Source organism: Nitrosomonas sp. (assembly GCA_016703745.1).
Classification (GTDB): domain Bacteria; phylum Pseudomonadota; class Gammaproteobacteria; order Burkholderiales; family Nitrosomonadaceae; genus Nitrosomonas.
Genome location: JADJBK010000006.1, coordinates 2,229,843 through 2,249,436, shown reverse-complemented (window position 1 = coordinate 2,249,436; position 19,594 = coordinate 2,229,843). Strand labels below are relative to the sequence as shown.

Genomic DNA, 19,594 nt, shown 5'->3' with positions numbered 1-19,594 from the left:
CTATAATACACGCTGCCGCCACGTCTGGTAACAAGGCTCCGGAGTACGCGCTCTGTACATTTATTCAAATTTATTACATCAATAACAACCTCGATTGACATGACATCAGAAAATCAAACCAGCGTTATCCCTAGTGAAAATCACCTCATCCAGGAAAGACGCGCCAAGCTTGCCACCTTGCGTGCACAGGGTAATGCCTATCCGAATGATTACCGGCGAGATAGCCTTGCAAGCGCACTTCATGAAAAATATGGCCATACCTCCAAAGAAACACTGGAAGAGACTCCGGTTAAGATCAAGGTTGCCGGCAGGATGCTGTTCAAGCGAGTGATGGGTAAGGCCAGTTTTGCCACCATTCAGGATATGAGCGGACAGATTCAGCTTTATGTCTCGAATGACCATACCGGCGAGGCGGTGCATGAAGCATTCAAGCATTTTGACCTCGGCGATATTCTCGGTGCCGAGGGCACATTATTCAAAACCAAAACCAACGAATTATCCATACGGGTGAACATTCTGCGCCTGTTGTCCAAATCACTGCGTCCGCTCCCAGAGAAATTTCATGGATTGACCAATCAAGAAAGCAAATACCGGCAGCGCTATCTTGATCTGATCAGCAGCGAAGAAACACGCAAGGTATTTATCGTTCGCTCAAAGATTATCCAGGCCATCCGCCAGTTCTTTGTTGAACGCGATTATCTGGAAGTGGAAACGCCCATGATGCACCCCATTCCCGGAGGCGCCAGCGCCCGACCATTTATCACACATCACAACGCCCTGGATATGACGCTCTATCTGCGTATCGCTCCCGAGCTTTATCTGAAACGCCTGGTAGTGGGGGGGATGGAGAAGGTGTTCGAGATCAACCGCAATTTCCGTAATGAGGGCATCTCAACCCGGCATAACCCGGAATTCACGATGCTGGAATTTTACGAGGCTTATCAGGACCATAATTATCTGATGAGCTTCACGGAACAGCTGCTGCGCGAGATCACGCAAAAAGTACTGGGAACCTCTCAGGTTATCTACCAAGGAAAGACCATTGACCTGGCCGTGCCATTTGATCGTCTGACCATCACCCAGGCCATTCTGAAGCACCATCCACAATTTTCCGAAGCACAACTAAATGATCGGGGCTTTCTAATCAAAACGCTGCAGGCAGCGAGCATCAGCACTCGTGCCGAAGATAGTATGGGTGAATTACAGTTATCCCTGTTTGACGAGACTACCGAGCATTTATTGTTTGCGCCAACCTTCATTGTTGACTACCCCGCCGAGGTTTCACCGCTAGCGCGCCGCAACGATACCAATCCCGCCATCACTGACCGATTTGAGCTTTATATTGCCGGACGTGAAATTGCTAATGGATTTTCCGAACTGAATGACCCGGAAGATCAGGCAGCACGCTTTCAGGAACAGGTAAATGCAAAGGAAGCCGGTGATGTTGAAGCGATGCATTATGATAGCGATTACATCCAGGCACTTGAATACGGTCTGCCACCGACTGCGGGAGAAGGTATCGGTATCGACCGGCTGGTGATGCTACTCACCGACGCCCCCAGTATTCGCGATGTTATATTGTTTCCACAGTTGCGAGTAGAGGAGCAACAGTAAATTGACCAGACAGTCCCAATCGGGATAAAGGTACATCGCTAACTATCCGAAGGATACTTCCGGCTACGCTCGTGTTATAGGGTATTGCTCGAGACTGACAAGTAATTTGTCATGCAATCCGCCAAAACTACCGTTACTCATGATAAGAATGTGATCTCCCGCCCGCGCAGCAGTAGTGATTGAATCGACCATCTGCTGGAGGTCTTCATGCGTACTGACCTTGTCACCGAGAGCTGACAGCGCACCTTGTACATCCCATTCAAGCTGGTTGATATAACAGAAAACTTGGTCGGCCTGTGTCAGACTTGTTGCAAGACTATTCTGCCAGACACCTGATTTCATGGTATTGGAGCGCGGTTCCAGCACGGCGATAATACGCGATGTTCCAATCTTTTCACGCAAACCCGCCAGAGTGGTCTGAATAGCAGTGGGATGATGCGCGAAATCATCATAAACCTGAATACCGTTGATAGTGCCACGATGCTCCATGCGGCGTTTGACATTCCTGAAGCTTGCCAGTGCCTCAATTCCAACGGCCGCAGGCACACCGGCGTGACGCGCAGCAGCAAGTGCAGCAAGTGCATTCAAGCGGTTATGCTCACCCAATAAATCCCAGTTTAGCGTACCTTGCAGTTGATCCTGAAAAATAATCTGCGTAGATTGCTCTGTGGCTGTGAATACTTGCCAGCCCCCGGGAGAGTCGAATAACTCCACCGGAGTCCAGCAACCCTGGGCCAGTACGCGCTGCAAAGCGATATCCCGCCCATTAGCAACAACCAAACCATTTGCCGGTATGGTACGCACGAAATGATGAAACTGACGTTCGATCGCAGACAAATCTGGAAAAATATCCGCATGATCATATTCAAGATTATTCAGAATTGCCGTTCTGGGCTGATAGTGAATAAATTTAGAGCGTTTATCAAAAAAAGCAGTATCGTATTCATCTGCTTCGATAACGAAAAATGGGGAGTCTTGTAACACGCCCCGAGCATTACCAAGTCGCGCGGATAACCCAAAGTTTTCTGGAACCCCTCCAATCAAATATCCTGGTGCAAGTCCCGCATATTCAAGTATCCACGCCAACATAGAGCTGGTCGTGGTTTTGCCGTGCGTTCCTGCCACGGCCAACACCCATTTTTCCCTTAAAATATATTGCGCAAGCCATTGTGGTCCAGAAATATAAGCCAAATTCTCATTCAGAATAGCCTCCATCAAGGGATTGCCACGTGTGACAACATTGCCGATCACAAACAAATCTGGCTCCAATTTAGTTTGTGCTGCGTCGTAGCCTTCAATCAGGCGGATACCCTGATCGGCAAGCTGAGTACTCATGGGTGGATACACGTTAGCGTCACAACCGCTGACGGTGTGGCCAGTCGCGCGTGCCAGTAATGCCAGCCCTCCCATGAAAGTGCCGCAAATTCCCAAAATATGGATATGCATGAATTATCGGGTACACATGAAGATTAAGAATCGATGAGGAACATTATATGCTTAGACCATGTAACCGTTAATTATTGAATACTGTTACGCTGTTTTAGGCGCCAAATTATTATAAAATAGCAACTTGGTTGATTTATCTTTTAAGCGCATCGCTTTTTTAAGGTTGACATGAAAAAACTCGTTCTCCTGCGTCATGGAGAAAGTATCTGGAATCAGGAAAATCGTTTCACGGGATGGACTGACGTTGATTTGACAGCGAGAGGTATTGATGAAGCCAGAGCAGCTGGTCAGTTACTACGGAGCAACGGCTTTAATTTTGATCTGGCCTATACATCCGTTCTAAAACGTGCCATTCGCACGTTGTGGCTCACTTTAGATGAAATGGATAGGATGTGGATACCCATTAAACTTAACTGGCGGCTCAATGAACGTCATTATGGGGCCCTGCAAGGATTAAACAAGGCAGAGACGGCCAGACAGTACGGTGATGAACAGGTGCTGATCTGGCGACGGAGCTACGATACCCGACCGCCGGAAATCACTATGGAAGACGAACGCTATCCCGGATTTGATTCCCGGTATAGCAAAATAATTAAAAATGAAATTCCACTGGCCGAAAGCCTCAAAGATACGGTTAATCGTTTTTTGCCCTACTGGAATGACATCATTGCCCCACAGGTCAGAGGAGGCGCCAATGTGATCATTGTTGCACACGGGAATTCCTTGCGTGCCTTGATCAAGCATCTGGATCAGGTATCGGATCAGGCCATTTTAAATTACAACATCCCCACAGGGATTCCACTTGTTTATGAGTTTGAGGAAAACCTTAAGCCAATCAGAAGTTATTATCTTGGCAATGCCGAGCAAATAGAGGAAGCCATGCATGCAGTAGCCAGCCAGGCGAAGACCTGAGGTCGGTCAAAAAATTTATCCATTTTGGGGCGTGGTAAAAAATTTTTGATACCCGATCAGATGGCATTGATATCACGAAAATTACTCAAGGTCATCTCGCTGCAATTAGTCATCTGGCTTCCTGTCCATTCTGGGCTGCATGCCGAAAGCAAAACTGCTCAGGGCAATCAGAAGCAATTGCAAGATGTACAAACACGCATAAAAAGTCTGCAGAAGGAGTTGACTGACAAAGAGGCCGCCAAAAGCAAAACTGCGGATACCCTGAGTGATATTGAGCGATTAGTCAGCAGTCTGCAACAGAAACTTCTACAGCTGAAACAGCAACAATCCGGGATCAGCAATGAGCTTGCTCGATTGCAACGCTCCTCCAAGCAGGTTCGTAGCGAAATGCTGACCAAGCAAATGCAATTGGGGGAATTACTCTATTTCCAGAACTTAATCAACAAATCGGATTACCTGTCATTATTTCTCAAGCAGAAAAATCCTAATGAAATTACACGCAAGCTTTACTATTATCGTTATCTAGTGCAGTCTCGTTCCGCGCATATCGACGAATTACGTAACTTACACGAACAACTGTCAAACTTAACCCAGAATCAAGCCAATCAACACGAAAAATTCAAGCAAGCACAGCAGGAATATTTTGAACAAATGCAATTACTGACAGCAGAAAAAGCAAAGCATACGGATTTGTTGGCGCAACTGTCACGTGAAGCCAGCAAGAAAAACAAAACATTATCTGAGCTTAAGCAGGATGAGCAGCACTTATCAAATCTTGTCAATAGACTTAACCGTCAGCTTGCTCAAAAAAAACCATTGATTCCTGAAAAATTTTCTGGAACAGCCATACTGCGTAACGATCAGCTTCCGACGGCTAACGCTCAGAACAATTCGTTTGTTTCTATGAAAGGGAAATTACGCCTACCCGTGCGAGGGGAACTTGTCAACCGTTTTGGCAGTCCACGTGAACGTAAAGGAATTAAGTGGAACGGGTTATTTATTCGAGCAGCCGATGGTAATGAGGTCAAGGCCATTGCCAGTGGACAGGTTATCTTCGCAGAATGGATACGCGGTTTTGGAAATTTCATTATTCTGGATCATGGCAACGACTATATGAGTCTCTACGGACACAATAATGCGCTGGTCAAACACGTAGGAGAAAAAGTCAGGGGTGGTGACACAATTGCCGTAGTTGGTAATAGCGGCGGAAACACTCAATCAGGTTTATACTTTGAACTCAGATACAAGGGTAAACCGTTTGATCCACTAACCTGGATGAGCATCAAGTAATAGAACAAGTCTAACCTTCTGGTATCTTTACCAAATAAACAAGCGTGGAGCTTAATATAATGCGCAATTTTGCAACGAAAACCGGTTTGATTCTTATTGGAATAATTACCGGTATTTTGGTTAGTCTCAATTTTTCAGCCATCGCCGACAAACGAACTGATAATGCACTGCAGTCTCTTCCTGTTGAAGAATTAAGAGCTTTTTCCCAGGTTTTTGGTCGCATCAAAAGTGACTATGTCGAGCCTGTCGAAGACAAAAAACTTATTACTGAAGCAATCAATGGCATGTTGGTTGGGCTGGATCCGCATTCAGCTTTTCTGGATGCAGAAGATTACAAAGAACTGCAAATTGGTACGCAGGGTGAATTTGGCGGGCTGGGTATTCAAGTCACCATGGAAGATGGACTAGTCAAAGTTATTTCTCCTATTGAGGATACACCTGCTTTTTTTGCTGGTGTCAAAACGGGAGATTTGATTATCAAAATTGATGATACCGCTGTCAAGGGTATGACGCTCAACGATGCCATCAAAAAAATGAGAGGCAAACCCAATAGCAGTGTTGTGCTGACAATCGCCCGCGAGGGTGAAACTGAGCCTCTGACTTTCAGCCTGGTACGGGCCATTATCAAAATCGAGAGTGTCAAATCTAAACTGATTGAACCGGGATATGCCTATATCCGGATCACCCAGTTTCAGGAACGTACCGGAGAAAATCTAGCGGAAGCAATTAATAAACTGTACAGCGAAAGTAAAATACCTATGAAGGGGCTGGTGTTGGATTTACGCAATGACCCCGGGGGGTTGTTAAATAGTGCCGTTGCGGTATCGGCAGCGTTTCTGCCGCGTAACGCTCTGGTCGTTTATACCGATGGCCGCACCGAAGATGCAAAAATGAAATTACATGCCAGTCCAGAATTTTACCTGCGCAAATCAGGTAAAGATTTTCTCGCCACTCTCCCAGAAAATATCAAGACTTTGCCGATGATTACACTGGTGAATGGTGGCTCCGCTTCAGCTTCAGAAATTGTGGCAGGTGCACTGCAGGATCACAAGCGATCCGTTGTAATGGGATCCCAAACCTTTGGCAAAGGTTCGGTACAGACTATTTTGCCATTAAGTAACAGTACCGCGATCAAACTTACAACCGCTCGTTACTACACCCCTAATGGCCAATCAATTCAGGCAAAAGGTATTACACCAGATATTCTCGACGATGAAGCTGGCGACAATCCACGCTTACTCCGCGAGGCTGATCTTAATCGCCACTTAAGTAATGGTATCGATGCCAAAATTAGCGATATAGCAAGCAGCAAGAAAAATAATACATCGTCCAACAAAGCAAAAAATAATAAAAACAAGGGCAAGGATAAAAATACACCAGCTGAATTTGGATCCAGCGACGATACGTTATTAACTAAAGCAGTTACACATTTGAAATCTATGTCGCGCCCAATAAAACAGAAAACTTCCAAATTATAAGAATACTCATTCTCTTCTTTACGTCGGCTATAACGTGAATGATCAGCAGCTATTACGTTATAGTCGACATCTGCTATTACCCGAAATAGATATTGCTGGACAAGAAAGACTGGCACAATCCAAGGTTTTAATTGTTGGAGCGGGTGGTTTGGGCTCGCCAACTGCGCTCTATCTTGCAGCCAGCGGAATTGGTAAGCTATTGATTTGTGACCACGACAAAGTAGATCTGACCAATCTGCAGCGACAGATTCTCCACGATACTGCTGCGATCGGCAAACTAAAAGCAGAATCTGCAAAGAAATTCTTACGGCGCATCAATCCAGAAATTCAAATTACCCCACTCACCGAATATGCGACTGAAGTACTGCTCGATCAACATCTGGAAACAGTTGATGCAGTAGTTGACGCCAGCGATAACTTCACAACACGCCACATCATTAACCAGGCCTGTCTCAAATATCAGAAACCATTAATATCCGGAGCAGTGATGCGGTTTGATGGACAAATCACACTGTTTGATCTACGTGATGCGGCAAGTCCTTGCTATCACTGCCTGTTTCCAATAGCAGGCGATAGCGATGACCCCAATTGTGCGATCATGGGCGTATTTTCTCCACTGGCCGGCATAGTCGGCTGCATACAGGCGGCTGAAACGATCAAAGTATTACTAGGGATTGGCGAAACACTCAATGGTCGATTGCTACTTATTAATGGGCTAACCATGCGGTTAGACTCACTTAATTTAAGAAAGGATCCTCTTTGTCCTGCCTGCAGCAAACAAGCAGCTAGGTAACGCCTGCCCGAAAACCCCATTTTCACCCTCAATCCGCCTGACCCCTGATCACCCTGAGTAAAACATAGCCAATTGATACCGCCAGCAACACATCCATTTGTGATTTCTTATGATTTTTAGGAAATATTGCCCGAAAAAGACGGTTTTTGGTAACCGTCCAACGCTCCCATCTACGCAATCACAATTTTCTGGATTATTCTCCTCTGCATTACCTTACAGGAGGATAAGCCATGGCATTACAGGATGATTGTTGACACCGGTCGAAAATTGACCAGGTAATTCACGTATTCTGCTTAAGTTTTAGGCAGGAGAAACTAGAGGTGATTACCATGGTTATGTATGCAAAGATCCGTCGGATGTTTTACCGTGAACATTTGTCGATAAATGAAATTCAACGACGTACAAGTCTGTCCCGAAACACGATAAAGAAGTGGTTGCGAGCGCCAGATGGTAGTGCCGTCCAATACCGAAGGGCAAAGAGGCCTGGCAAACTGACGCCGTTTGAACCCCGGTTATTAATGGCGCTGGAAGCAGATGTGCGCCGTCCAAAGAAGGATCGGCGCACGGCATTAATGTTGTTCAAAGCGATATCGAACGAGGGCTATACTGGTGGCTATACGATTGTTTGCGACTTTATTCAGAACTGGCGCAATCAGGGCAATAAAGGCACTGCGTATGTGCCGCTCAAGTTTGCATTTGGTGAAGCATTTCAGTTTGACTGGAGTGAAGAGTGGCTAGTGATTGGCGGTATTCATCGTAAAGTGTTAGCTGCACACACCAAACTATGCGCCAGCCGTGCATTCATGCTGTCAGGTTACCCATCACAAAGCCACGAAATGTTGTTTGATGCGCATACCCGTGCGTTCACAGCTTTTGACGGCATCCCGAAACGCGGCATTTACGATAACATGAAGACCGCCGTGGATAAGGTCTCCAAAGGCAATGGGCGCGTGGTGAACACGCGTTTCTTTGCCATGACCGCACATTACCTGTTTGATCCAGATTTCTGCAATGTGGCTTCCGGCTGGGAGAAAGGCGTTGTCGAGAAGAATGTTCAGGATATGCGCCGCCATATCTGGCATGAAGCCAAACAGCAGCAGTTCAGTTCATTCGAAGAACTTAACGGTTGGCTTGAAGCGCGTTGCCGCACCTTGTGGTTAGAAATACAGCATCCAGACTATACCGGCATTACGCTTGCCGATGCGTTGGAACAAGAACAGCTTTATTTGATGCCAATGTCGGCGCCCTTCGATGGTTATGTTGAGGTACTAGCGCGTGTTTCCAGCACTTGTCTGGTCACACTGCAACGTAACCGTTATTCTGTTCCTTGTCTTCTGGCCAATCAGATGGCGGCGGTTCACTTATACGCGAACCGCATAGAGATCGTTTGTGACAATGCTGTGGTCGCTAATCATTCCCGCTTGCTGGATTGTGACCAAGTCAGCTATAGCTGGCAGCATTATATTCCGGTCATCGAGAAGAAACCGGGGGCCCTGCGCAACGGCGCACCATTTGCCGAACTACCGGCACCCTTGATACAACTACAAACAGCATTGCGGCGCAGAGAGCGCCAACAAGCTGACCGAATCATGGCCAAGGTATTAAGTTTAGTGCCGACACATGGACTGGAAGCTGTACTGGTTGCTGTTGAATTGGTGTTGGAATCAGGTGTTCTTAAGGAACCTCTGATTAATTCCCCGCAAGTAATATAATTCTGCATCAAACTTTTTCGAGAAGCTCTTCATGAAACCTTACCAACAGATGAGTTTTGCTGATGCCGAATACGCCAATAAGGGCAAAGTCACGCGCCGCGAGAAGTTTCTCGATCAACTTGATGGATTATTGCCTTGGCAGGCTATGATTGATGTTATTGAACCACACTATGCGCCAGGCAATGGGCGTGGCCGCAAACCATTTGCCTTGGAATTGATGCTGCGCGCGCATGTTGCGCAAATTATCTACAACTATTCCGATCCGGGCATGGAAGATGCGCTGTATGAGATTGAATCACTGCGCCGTTTTTGCGGCATTCGTCTGGAAGCCGTGCCGGATGAAAGCACCATTTTGCAATTTCGGCATTTACTGGAAAAACACGGGTTAATGGATCAGATCTTCCAGGTCATCAACCAAACGCTGGGTGAGCGTGGGTTGTTCTTGAAAGCCGGCACCATCGTCGATGCCAGCCTGATTGCCGCGCCGACTTCAACCAAAAATAAGAGCCGGTCGCGTGATCCAGAAATGCATTCCAGCAAAAAGGGCAATCAATGGTTTTTCGGCAGCAAGTTTCATATCGGCGTCGATCATGAAACCGGGTTGGTGCATACGCTCAAAGTAACCTCGGGGCATGTCAGCGACGTTGCCGAAGCCGCCGCCCTGCTGCATGGCGAGGAACAGTTTGTTCATGGCGATGCCGGATATCAGGGGCTGGATAAACGCCCGGAGATGCCGGCGGAAAGCCCTCCAGCCTGCGTGATCGCGATGCGTCCGGGCAAACTGGCCAGGCTCACGAAAGACGATTCCGGGGCGGCTCAACTACTGCGCGGTGCCGCCCGTGAGCTGGCGAAACGCCGCGCCAAAGTCGAACACGTGTTTCGGGATATCAAAATCCGCTTTGGGTATGCTAAAAATCGCTATCGCGGCCTGGCCAAAAATGCGGCCCGTTTGACCTTCCTGACAGCCATTGCCAACGTCATCCGTGGTGATGCTTATGAACGTCGATGTCTTGTTGCGTCTGAAATTTGAAAACAAGCCAGTAAATGAGCTTGTTTCCAGAGAGGAACGGCTGTTTTCATAAAAATCAGCGTCACTATTTGAAGTAGTGGTCAGTTTTTGAGTGACTGCCGTTCAGAATGTTTGTTTTTCAGAGGTTCCTTAATGCCGAGCATGTCACCAATGTGCTCGCACGCTTGAAACAAACTGATTCACCGGCGCAAGTGGAAACGACGCTTAAACTCAAAGAAGAACCGCAGGCCGATACTGCACGCTATGACCGCCTGAATAAGCTGGAGGTGCCGCATGTCTGACATTCTCGCACAACAATTCAAGGCACTTAAGTTATACGGTATGGCTGACTGCTATACCGGGCTGAAACAGCAGAATGTGCCAGATATGATTGCTAGTCTTGATGCATCGGACAAGATTCTGCACCAACTACTCCAAGCCGAATCAACTGAGCGCAGCATCCGCTCTATCCGTTATCAAACCAATGCCGCTAGATTTCCTGTGCTGCGTCATTTACAGGGGTGAATCGCCCCGGGTTTTGAGGAGGCTCCAAATCTTGAGAGAATGGAGCCATGAACAAATTAAACAAATATTCCCCTGAAGTAAAAGCACGCGCAGTCCGTCTGGTGCAAGAGCATCGCAGTGAGTACCCTTCGCTGTGGGCGACGATAGAATCGATAGCGCCAAAGATTGGCTGCGCACCACCGACATTGCATGATTGGGTGAAGAAGCACGAGATCGACACAGGCTTGCGAGATGGCGTCACCAGTGAAGAACGCGAGCGCATCAAAGCACTGGAGCGTGAAGTCAAGGAATTACGTCGCGCCAATGAGATACTGAAACTGGCCAGTGCTTTTTTTGCCCAGGCGGAGCTCGACCGCAAACTCAAATCCTAAGATCGTTCATTGACCGGCATCGCGACACTCACGGAGTCGAGCCGATCTGCAAGGTATTGCAGGTCGCTCCGTCGGGATATCGACATCACGTTGTCGAACTGCGTAATCCGGCATTGCGCTGTGCCCGAGCTATTCGCGATGACGATCTGATGCCGCAGATACAACGAATCTGACAGGCCAATCTGCAGGTTTATGGTGCCGACAAGGTATGGCGACAACTTAAGCGCGAAGGAATACAGGTAGCTCGTTGCACTGTTGAGCGGCTGATGAAACGGTTGGGGCTGGAAGGTGTACGGCGCGGCAAGATTGTCCGCACGACGGTTTCAGACAAGGCGCTGCCGTGCCCACTGGACAGGGTCAACCGGCAATTCAAGGCAGATCGCCCAAACCAGTTGTGGGTGTCGGATTTCACCTATGTTTCCACCTGGCAGGGCTGGCTGTATGTCGCGTTCGTCATCGACGTGTTTGCCCGGTGCATCGTGGGTTGGCGGGTCAGTTCCAGCATGCACACAGACTTCGTGCTGGATGCGCTGGAGCAGGCGTTATACGCCCGGCAACCGGAGCTGGGTGCTTTGATTCACCACAGCGACAAGGGCTCCCAGTATGTCTCTATCCGTTATACGGAGCGACTTGCCGAGGCTGGAATAGAGCCGTCGGTTGGCAGTAAAGGAGATAGCTACGACAACGCACTGGCCGAAACGATCAACGGGCTTTACAAGACTGAATTGATTCATAAGCAAGGGCCTTGGAAAAACAGGGAATCCGTTGAATTGGCGACGTTGAACTGGGTGTTCTGGTTCAATCATCAGCGTTTGCTGGGACCTATCGGCTATATACCTCCAGCAGAAGCTGAGGCACAATACTATCGGCAGTTAGCCAACTCGGATTCTGCCAGTGTTACTTAAACCAAATAGCCTCCACAGAACCCGGGGCGGTTCAGGGTTTGACTTCAGTCAGTCCAAAGTAGATCAGCAACTGATTAACCAGTTGGCAACCATGCAATTTACTGAAGCAATACAGAATCTGGTGTTGGTTGGTGGTACCGGAACTGGTAAAACGCATCTGGCCATCGCAATTGGTGTTTCAGGCATACAGCACCACCATAAGAAAGTGCGTTTCTACAGTGCCATTGATCTGGCCAATAGGTTGGAGCAAGAGAAGATTGCTGGCAAACAGGGAAGAATGGCGATGAATCTGTTACAAGTAAACCTGGTTATTCTAGATGAACTGGGTTACCTGCCATTCTCACAAACAGGCGGTGCCTTGCTGTTTCATTTGCTGTCCAGGCTTTATGAACGTACCAGCGTCATCATCACCACCAATCTAACGTTTGCTGAATGGAGCAATGTATTTATCGACGCCAAAATGACAACCGCGCTACTGGATCGACTGACGCATCACTGCCACATTATCGAAACCGGCAATGAGTCTTTCCGTTACAAACAAAGCGCTGCCAGTGCAAAAACCAGAATACAGGAAAGAGAAAAAGAAAGATCTTCTTCAGAAGAAAATCTTACAGATTTGTAACGAATCCAATTATTTCAAACCATTAACAGGAGGCAAAAACCAAACTCAGTCTGGTCGACTTATCCACAGATGCGTAGTACCCTACGCACTGATTTCCCCTGGTCAAATTTCAACCGGCACAGGTGGTCAATTTTATACCGGTATCAACAGTGCAAGGGCTTCCTTGATCGTTTTGGCGATAACGTTGCTTGTCTTGTAAACGTTGCGCAGCCGGTGCGCCTCGTCGAGCACGACCAGATCCCAGTTGACATCCTTAATGTCGGCAGCCTTGGCCTTTGCGAACTGGTACGAGCAGATGACCGGCCCCGTTCGTGAAAAACCGGGCATCAAGAAGGGGTTCTGGTTTTCCTGCTTACGGATCGTGTTGTAGTTTTTAGCCTCAAGAATCAGGCTCTGCAGATTGAATTTGTCCTGCAGTTCTTGGTGCCATTGCTTGCGCAAATTCGCTGGAACGATGATCAGTAGGCGACGACGGCGCTCGGCCCAACGCTGCGAAATGACAAGACCCGCTTCAATTGTCTTTCCGAGTCCAACCTCATCGGCCAGGATCACACCGCGAGAAAGTGGGTTCGTGCAAGCGAACAATGCGGCTTCGACCTGGTGGGGATTGAGATCGACCTGCGAGTCTACAAGGGTGGACGCCAACGATTCTACCGTATCGCTGGCCGCACGGCGCGTCAGCAGCCACGCATAATACTGGCTTTGATAGGGCGTGAGTAGCTGCTGTGTCACTAATGGATTTCCCCTTGTTCTTGTTCCGGCATGTGATTGCCGTCGCTTGCCCGGTGCGGCTTGGTTTTATATGAACCAGGGTCACTTTGCCTCGTCCGTCTTTTGACGGATGCTCTCGGCAATCCATGCGTCTAACTCCGAGCGTCGGAAACGCCACGTGCCACCCAGCTTAAACGCCGGTATCTCGCCTTTCTGAGCAAGCCGATAAACAGTTCGCTTACCAGCTTTTAGGTACGCAGCGACTTCGCCGAGCGTCAGAATCTCGCCATCAGTGTCGGTCATCATCCTTTCTACCAAGTTGGCCTGCGGTGCATTCCGTTAGGGAACCTCTGATTAATTCCCCGCAAGTAATATAATTCTGCATCAAACTTTTTCGAGAAGCTATTCATGAAACCTTACCAACAGATGAGTTTTGCTGATGCCGAATACGCCAATAAGGGCAAAGTCACGCGCCGCGAGAAGTTTCTCGATCAACTTGACGGGTTATTGCCTTGGCAGGCTATGATTGATGTTATTGAGCCACACTATGCGCCAGGCAATGGGCGTGGCCGCAAACCATTTGCCCTGGAATTGATGCTGCGCGCGCATGTTGCGCAAATTATCTACAACTATTCCGATCCGGGCATGGAAGATGCGCTGTATGAGATTGAATCACTGCGCCGTTTTGCGGCATTCGTCTGGAAGCCGTACCGGATGAAAGCACTATTTTGCAATTTCGGCATTTACTGGAAAAACACGGGTTAATGGATCAGATCTTCCAAGTCATCAACCAAACACTGAGTGAGCGTGGGCTGTTCTTGAAAGCCGGCACCATCGTCGATGCCAGCCTGATTGCCGCGCCGACTTCAACCAAAAATAAAAGCCGGTCGCGTGATCCAGAAATGCATTCCAGCAAAAAGGGCAATCAATGGTTTTTCGGCAGCAAGTTTCATATCGGCGTCGATCATGAAACCGGGTTGGTGCATACGCTCAAAGTAACCTCGGGGCATGTCAGCGACGTTGCCGAAGCCGCCGCCCTGCTGCATGGCGAGGAACAGTTTGTCCATGGCGATGCCGGATATCAGGGGCTGGATAAACGCCCGGAGATGCCGGTGGAAAACCCTCCGGCCTGCGTGATCGCGATGCGTCCGGGCAAACTGGCCAGGCTCACGAAAGACGATTCCGGGGCGGCTCAACTACTGCGCGGTGCCGCCCGTGAGCTGGCGAAACGCCGCGCCAAAGTCGAACACGTGTTTCGGGATATCAAAATCCGCTTTGGGTATGCTAAAAATCGCTATCGCGGCCTGGCCAAAAATGCGGCCCGTTTGACCTTCCTGACAGCCATTGCCAACGTCATCCGTGGTGATGCTTATGAACGTCGATGTCTTGTTGCGTCTGAAATTTGAAAACAAGCCAGTAAATGAGCTTGTTTCCAGAGAGGAACGGCTGTTTTCATAAAAATCAGCGTCACTATTTGAAGTAGTGGTCAGTTTTTGAGTGACTGCCGTTCAGAATGTTTGTTTTTCAGAGGTTCCTTAGGGTCTGTTGACGTTTTGAGATAAGGATTTCATAGATAGAAACAAACTCGTAATATTGGGGTTCCTACACACCAACAAAACGAGTTTGCGATGCCCCGATTAATGCTCAGTAATGAGCTCTGGTCGAAGCTGGAGACGATTCTGCTTCAAGAAGCGATTTATAACAAGCGCAATCTGCGCATGACAGTAGAAGGTATGTTGTATCGAATGCGGGTTGGTTGCCCGTGGCGAGACTTACCCAAGGCGTTCGGATGCTGGAATTCCATCTACAAAAGATTCAATGCGTGGTCATTAAGCAGCAAATGGTTAAGGATTTTCAAGGCGTTGGCTATTGATCCGGATTGGGAATGGGAATTTATTGATGGCAGCTATGTTAAAGCGCATCAGCATAGTGCGGGAGCAGCAGATCAAGAAACGCAGGCCATTGGTAAAAGTCGTGCAGGCAATACCACAAAGATCCATTTGGCTGTTGATGGTTATGGCTTGCCAGTTGAGTTTGAAATCACCGGCGGAGAGGTCAATGATTGTTCTGCAGCACCTGATTTGATTGCCAGACTGCCTGATGCGAAAGCGATTATTGCGGACAAGGGCTATGATAGCGAATGTATACGGAAACAGATAAGGAACCTCTGAAAAACAAACATTCTGAACGGCAGTCACTCAAAAGCTAGCCACTATTTTCAAATAGTGACGCTGATTTTTATGAAAACAGCTATTTCTCTCTGGAAACAAGTCCATTTACTGGCTTGTTTTCAAATTTCAGACGCAACAAGGCGTCGACGTTCATAGGCGTCACCACGGATGACGTTGGCAATGGCTGTCAGGAAGGTCAAACGGGCCGCATTTTTGGCCAGGCCGCGATAGCGATTTTTAGCATACCCAAAGCGGATTTTGATATCCCGAAACACGTGTTCGACTTTGGCGCGGCGTTTCGCCAGTTCGCGGGCGGCCCCGCGCAGTAGTTGAGCCGCGCCGGAATCGTCTTTCGTGAGTCTGGCCAGTTTGCCCGGACGCATCGCGATCACGCAGGCCGGAGGGTTTTCCACCGGCATCTCCGGGCGTTTATCCAGCCCCTGATATCCGGCATCGCCATGGACAAACTGTTCCTCGCCATGCAGCAGGGCGGCGGCTTCGGCAACGTCGCTGACATGCCCAGAGGTTACTTTGAGCGTATGCACCAACCCGGTTTCATGATCGACGCCGATATGAAACTTGCTGCCGAAAAACCATTGATTGCCCTTTTTGCTGGAATGCATTTCTGGATCACGCGACCGGCTTTTATTTTTGGTTGAAGTCGGCGCGGCAATCAGGCTGGCATCGACGATGGTGCCGGCTTTCAAGAACAGCCCACGCTCACTCAGTGTTTGGTTGATGACCTGGAAGATCTGATCCATCAACCCGTGTTTTTCCAGTAAATGCCGAAATTGCAAAATAGTGCTTTCATCCGGTACGGCTTCCAGACGAATGCCGCAAAAGCGGCGCAGTGATTCAATCTCATACAGCGCATCTTCCATGCCCGGATCGGAATAGTTGTAGATAATTTGCGCAACATGCGCGCGCAGCATCAATTCCAGGGCAAATGGTTTGCGGCCACGCCCATTGCCTGGCGCATAGTGTGGCTCAATAACATCAATCATAGCCTGCCAAGGCAATAACCCGTCAAGTTGATCGAGAAACTTCTCGCGGCGCGTGACTTTGCCCTTATTGGCGTATTCGGCATCAGCAAAACTCATCTGTTGGTAAGGTTTCATGAATAGCTTCTCGAAAAAGTTTGATGCAGAATTATATCGGTGATCGGTTATTGATCAGAGGTTCCATAACGCAGAAGGGGGCTCAGGCCGTGATACCGAGAAAGCGCAACTCGTTGAAGGGTAACGCGGATATGGACTGGGGTTTGTATAGATACCGGCATTTGGTGGAAAATGCTTTTGCCCGGCTAAAGCAGTATCGGGCAATTGCGACACGATACGACAAATTGAAGAGAAATTACGAAAGTATGGTAGCCATGGCATGTGGATATCTGTGGTTGCCTATGTGAAATGTCAACAGACCCTAGCAAAGTTTCCCACATTACAGCGTAATTGACTAGTACCTTGTGCGCCTCCCGGCACAGCCGGGCCGCACTGTCGTGCATGGCATCGAGCCGCCTGCGCCGTCTCGCCCCTTGCGGGCTTTCATCGCTGACGCCTCCGCCCTCATAGGCCTGCGCACTGCGTTTGCCCTCCAGGGTGTCGGCTGCGTCAGTCCATCCCCGCTGCACTTCGTTTGGCCCCCTGCAATGCCGCCGAACAGGTTGCACCTGATCGGCCAACGGCCATCCAGCTAGGCGTGCTGCTGGCACGCAGGGGCGCTCGCCGCGCGGCGTTGGTTTCAGCGCACCCCCTGACCCGTCGGCCGCTATTCGCCTTTCCCCAAGTTCATCGCTTTTTCCCGCGACCGTAGCCCGCAGTGCCCGGCCGTCAAGGTGCGCAGGGCCGTGTCCTCGCTGCGCTGCGGGCCGCACCAACCAAAGCCACAACAGGCTCCGAATCCTGGAATCCGGTCAGCTCCTCTCAAATCATTTTATCCCCGGAAAACCCGGGGTGATTCAGGTGTCTTGAAAGATTGATTAAAGCTGATGACAAAACTTTTGCCAGCCGCGCCCTCCGGTACGATAGTTAACTGCCCGTCGTTGGCCTGCAAAATATCCTGAACGATCGCCAGCCCGATACCATGCCCAGGGACAGAAGAATCCGCTCTCACACCCCGCTGCAGAATTTTACTGGCTTCGGTTTCGGAAATATGAGGTCCATCATCACTAATTTTGATCACAATTCTGTCCAGTTCACGACAGGCCGTGATAGTTACCTTCTCTCGGCACCATTTGAATGCGTTATCAACCAGATTACCCAGTAATTCCAGCAAATCACCCTCATCGATTTGCAGACTAATGGCAGAATCGAGCCTGATATCGATTCGGGGCTGTTTGCTGTAATGTGCGCGACTGACAGCATTCACGATTTTCTCAATTATAGGTTGTAGCCTGATTAATCTTGCACCCGGCAGCTTGGCAATAGTGGCTGCGCGTCGCAGTTGATATTGAACGATATTATCCATGCGCTCTATCTGCTGAGTGGCCAGCAATTTCAGTTTATGGGGATCGGTCTCTGTCTTGATCGCACCCTGCAGAATCGCAAGTGGTGTTTTGAGGCTGTGAGCCAGATCGGCCAGTGCATTTCGGTAACGTTGCTGATGCTTGCGTTCGTGCTGAATCAATGAATTGATGTTGTCAGTCAACTTGCTGAGTTCGACCGGATACCGGCCCCCCAGATTTTCCTGCTGGCCGGTTTCGATCAAATTCAGCTCCTCCGCCACCTTGCGCATGGGTCGCAGCCCCCAATGCAGCGCAATAGCCTGCGCGATGAATAATAACAAGGCGATGACAGCCAACCAGCTCCACAAGGTGTTTTCATATTGGTCTATCTGGTTGTCAAACAGTGCGCTGTCCATTAATAAGTGAAAGACAAACGGATAGTCTTTCACCTCGGTTTCCCACTGAACAGGATAATGGTAAAGAAAATAGGGAATGTCGTTCAGCATCACACGCTTGAACTGCTGCCGGTCTGCCAATGACATATTGATTAGTGACACAGAAAGAGGGGATGCGGAAAGTGACTGCCATACTATCTGTTGAGTACCATTCGTAATAAAAGCAGCGGTGCCGGAATGCAGTTGACCCATTTGCGGGAATCCCGGAAACTCCTCCGGCATGGCCAAATTACCGTCCGAATCAACTTCCGCGTCACCCATCAGCAAATAAAGTTTTCCCAGCATCCGGTCCTGCAATGCGGCAAGAGCGCTGTCCTGAAAGGCACGATCCAGGGTAATAGCGGTTCCGACCACAAAGAGAATCAACACAAAGAATGCGCTGGATAAAATGCGCTGATTGAGGGACATCATACTGGCGTTAATCAACGATGCAAAAAGAACGGGTTACCGGGACAACTGCACGGAGCAGCGATACCCTCGTCCACGCACCGTCTGGATTGGATTGAGCACTCCATCGGGATCGAGTTTACGGCGTAAGCGGCTAATGAGCACTTCGAGCACATTGCTGTCATGGTCATCGCCATGAGAATAAAGATAATCCGTAATAGTTTGTTTGTTAATGATGTTTCCCTGGTTACGGATCAAAAGCTCCAGCAAGCGATACTCGAAGGAAGTGAGATTAACGGTCTCGTTATTGATACTGACTACCTGGGTAGCGGTATCCAGGCAAATCGGCCCCATCGTCAATACCGAGTCCGCAATGCTTGCCGCGCGACGCAGCAGCGCCTTGATTCTGGCAAGCAACTCCTCAAATTGAAATGGCTTGGCGAGGTAGTCATCGGCACCGGCTTCCAACCCGACAACCTTGTCCTGCCAGCTACTCTGTGCGGTCAGTAACAGAATGGGAAGTAATTTTCCCTGCTTGCGTAACGTGGCGACGATTTCCAGTCCAGATAAGCCAGGCAGCCCTATATCCACGATAGCGGCATCGAGCGGATATTCACTTGCAATGTAAAGACCTTCCCTGCCATTGCTACACTGATCAACCATAAATCCGGCCTTAGCCAATTGGCTGGAAATCTGGCTTAACAACTGGGGTTCATCTTCTATAACCAGAATGCGCATGTCAATTTCAACAAT

The 19,594-nt window shown here is 48.9% G+C and carries 13 protein-coding genes, 7 pseudogenes and 1 other annotated feature; of the genes and pseudogenes, 14 read left to right on the top strand and 6 right to left on the bottom strand.

Features of this window, described 5'->3' with window-relative positions:
• Positions 1–99: 99 nt before the first annotated feature.
• Positions 100–1,614, top strand: coding sequence for a lysine--tRNA ligase (gene lysS, locus IPG31_11870; protein MBK6619009.1), 1,515 nt, complete (start codon positions 100–102; stop codon positions 1,612–1,614).
• Positions 1,615–1,677: 63 nt separating this feature from the next.
• Here the strand turns inward: lysS and mpl are convergent, their stop codons facing one another.
• A complete protein-coding gene (mpl, locus tag IPG31_11865; protein ID MBK6619008.1) occupies positions 1,678–3,060 on the bottom strand; it encodes a UDP-N-acetylmuramate:L-alanyl-gamma-D-glutamyl-meso-diaminopimelate ligase in 1,383 nt (460 codons plus the stop codon).
• Between the two features lie 168 nt (positions 3,061–3,228).
• On the opposite strand from mpl, the gene gpmA reads away from it, so the two are divergent.
• The 10 genes and pseudogenes from gpmA (at position 3,229) to IPG31_11815 (ending at position 12,677) form a co-directional block, all read left to right on the top strand.
• Positions 3,229–3,972: a 2,3-diphosphoglycerate-dependent phosphoglycerate mutase gene (gene gpmA, locus IPG31_11860; GenBank protein ID MBK6619007.1), complete on the top strand. Its 744-nt coding sequence runs from the start codon at positions 3,229–3,231 to the stop codon at positions 3,970–3,972.
• A 60-nt stretch (positions 3,973–4,032) separates the two neighbouring features.
• Complete coding sequence (locus tag IPG31_11855) at positions 4,033–5,262, top strand: peptidoglycan DD-metalloendopeptidase family protein (GenBank protein MBK6619006.1); 1,230 nt, start codon at positions 4,033–4,035, stop codon at positions 5,260–5,262.
• A gap of 59 nt (positions 5,263–5,321) precedes the next feature.
• Entirely contained in the window at positions 5,322–6,740 is a 1,419-nt protein-coding gene (locus IPG31_11850; protein ID MBK6619005.1) for a S41 family peptidase, read from the top strand.
• Between the two features lie 34 nt (positions 6,741–6,774).
• Positions 6,775–7,533 carry a HesA/MoeB/ThiF family protein gene (locus IPG31_11845; GenBank protein ID MBK6619004.1) on the top strand — a complete coding sequence of 253 codons (759 nt, stop codon included), beginning with the start codon at positions 6,775–6,777 and terminating at the stop codon, positions 7,531–7,533.
• Between the two features lie 329 nt (positions 7,534–7,862).
• Positions 7,863–9,206, top strand: a pseudogene (locus tag IPG31_11840) (IS21 family transposase).
• Positions 9,207–9,294: 88 nt separating this feature from the next.
• Positions 9,295–10,275 carry an IS5 family transposase gene (locus tag IPG31_11835; protein MBK6619003.1) on the top strand — a complete coding sequence of 327 codons (981 nt, stop codon included), beginning with the start codon at positions 9,295–9,297 and terminating at the stop codon, positions 10,273–10,275.
• 107 nt (positions 10,276–10,382) lie between these two features.
• Entirely contained in the window at positions 10,383–10,556 is a 174-nt protein-coding gene (locus tag IPG31_11830; protein ID MBK6619002.1) for a hypothetical protein, read from the top strand.
• Entirely contained in the window at positions 10,549–10,779 is a 231-nt protein-coding gene (locus tag IPG31_11825; GenBank protein MBK6619001.1) for a hypothetical protein, read from the top strand. The genes IPG31_11830 and IPG31_11825 overlap by 8 nt, the downstream gene beginning before the upstream one ends.
• Positions 10,780–10,826: 47 nt before the next feature.
• Positions 10,827–12,055, top strand: a pseudogene (locus IPG31_11820) (IS3 family transposase).
• Positions 11,105–11,221 (top strand) — a sequence feature (AL1L pseudoknot). Its footprint overlaps the pseudogene before it by 117 nt.
• Positions 12,056–12,086: 31 nt before the next feature.
• Positions 12,087–12,677: pseudogene (locus IPG31_11815) on the top strand (ATP-binding protein).
• Between the two features lie 153 nt (positions 12,678–12,830).
• On the opposite strand, the pseudogene IPG31_11810 reads toward IPG31_11815, so the two are convergent.
• Positions 12,831–13,409 (bottom strand): annotated as a pseudogene (locus IPG31_11810) (DEAD/DEAH box helicase family protein).
• An 81-nt stretch (positions 13,410–13,490) separates the two neighbouring features.
• A complete protein-coding gene (locus IPG31_11805) occupies positions 13,491–13,691 on the bottom strand; it encodes a helix-turn-helix domain-containing protein (GenBank protein ID MBK6619000.1) in 201 nt (66 codons plus the stop codon).
• Positions 13,692–13,796: 105 nt separating this feature from the next.
• On the opposite strand from IPG31_11805, the pseudogene IPG31_11800 reads away from it, so the two are divergent.
• Together IPG31_11800 and IPG31_11795 are read left to right on the top strand one after the other, a co-directional pair.
• Positions 13,797–14,794, top strand: a pseudogene (locus IPG31_11800) (IS5 family transposase).
• Between the two features lie 222 nt (positions 14,795–15,016).
• Positions 15,017–15,547: pseudogene (locus tag IPG31_11795) on the top strand (IS5 family transposase).
• Between the two features lie 131 nt (positions 15,548–15,678).
• Here the strand turns inward: IPG31_11795 and IPG31_11790 are convergent.
• On the bottom strand, positions 15,679–16,677 hold the full coding sequence (locus tag IPG31_11790) for an IS5 family transposase (protein ID MBK6618999.1): 999 nt from the start codon (positions 16,675–16,677) through the stop codon (positions 15,679–15,681).
• An 89-nt stretch (positions 16,678–16,766) separates the two neighbouring features.
• Here IPG31_11790 and IPG31_11785 point away from each other — a divergent pair.
• Positions 16,767–16,964, top strand: a pseudogene (locus tag IPG31_11785) (transposase).
• A 524-nt stretch (positions 16,965–17,488) separates the two neighbouring features.
• Here IPG31_11785 and IPG31_11780 read toward each other — a convergent pair.
• Positions 17,489–18,865, bottom strand: a complete 1,377-nt coding sequence (locus IPG31_11780; protein ID MBK6618998.1) for a GHKL domain-containing protein — start codon at positions 18,863–18,865, stop codon at positions 17,489–17,491.
• A gap of 33 nt (positions 18,866–18,898) precedes the next feature.
• A complete protein-coding gene (locus tag IPG31_11775; protein ID MBK6618997.1) occupies positions 18,899–19,579 on the bottom strand; it encodes a response regulator transcription factor in 681 nt (226 codons plus the stop codon).
• Between the last annotated feature and the right edge of the window lie 15 nt (positions 19,580–19,594).

Coding starts and splice junctions, on each gene's coding strand:
- IPG31_11850 (MBK6619005.1), top strand. CDS start 5,322: ATGCGCAATTTTGCAACGAAAACCGGTTTGATTCTTATTGGAATAATT.
- IPG31_11790 (MBK6618999.1), bottom strand. CDS start 16,677: ATGAAACCTTACCAACAGATGAGTTTTGCTGATGCCGAATACGCCAAT.
- IPG31_11780 (MBK6618998.1), bottom strand. CDS start 18,865: ATGATGTCCCTCAATCAGCGCATTTTATCCAGCGCATTCTTTGTGTTG.
- IPG31_11775 (MBK6618997.1), bottom strand. CDS start 19,579: ATGCGCATTCTGGTTATAGAAGATGAACCCCAGTTGTTAAGCCAGATT.
- IPG31_11825 (MBK6619001.1), top strand. CDS start 10,549: ATGTCTGACATTCTCGCACAACAATTCAAGGCACTTAAGTTATACGGT.
- IPG31_11805 (MBK6619000.1), bottom strand. CDS start 13,691: ATGACCGACACTGATGGCGAGATTCTGACGCTCGGCGAAGTCGCTGCG.
- IPG31_11855 (MBK6619006.1), top strand. CDS start 4,033: ATGGCATTGATATCACGAAAATTACTCAAGGTCATCTCGCTGCAATTA.
- IPG31_11835 (MBK6619003.1), top strand. CDS start 9,295: ATGAGTTTTGCTGATGCCGAATACGCCAATAAGGGCAAAGTCACGCGC.
- gpmA (MBK6619007.1), top strand. CDS start 3,229: ATGAAAAAACTCGTTCTCCTGCGTCATGGAGAAAGTATCTGGAATCAG.
- IPG31_11830 (MBK6619002.1), top strand. CDS start 10,383: ATGTTTGTTTTTCAGAGGTTCCTTAATGCCGAGCATGTCACCAATGTG.
- mpl (MBK6619008.1), bottom strand. CDS start 3,060: ATGCATATCCATATTTTGGGAATTTGCGGCACTTTCATGGGAGGGCTG.
- lysS (MBK6619009.1), top strand. CDS start 100: ATGACATCAGAAAATCAAACCAGCGTTATCCCTAGTGAAAATCACCTC.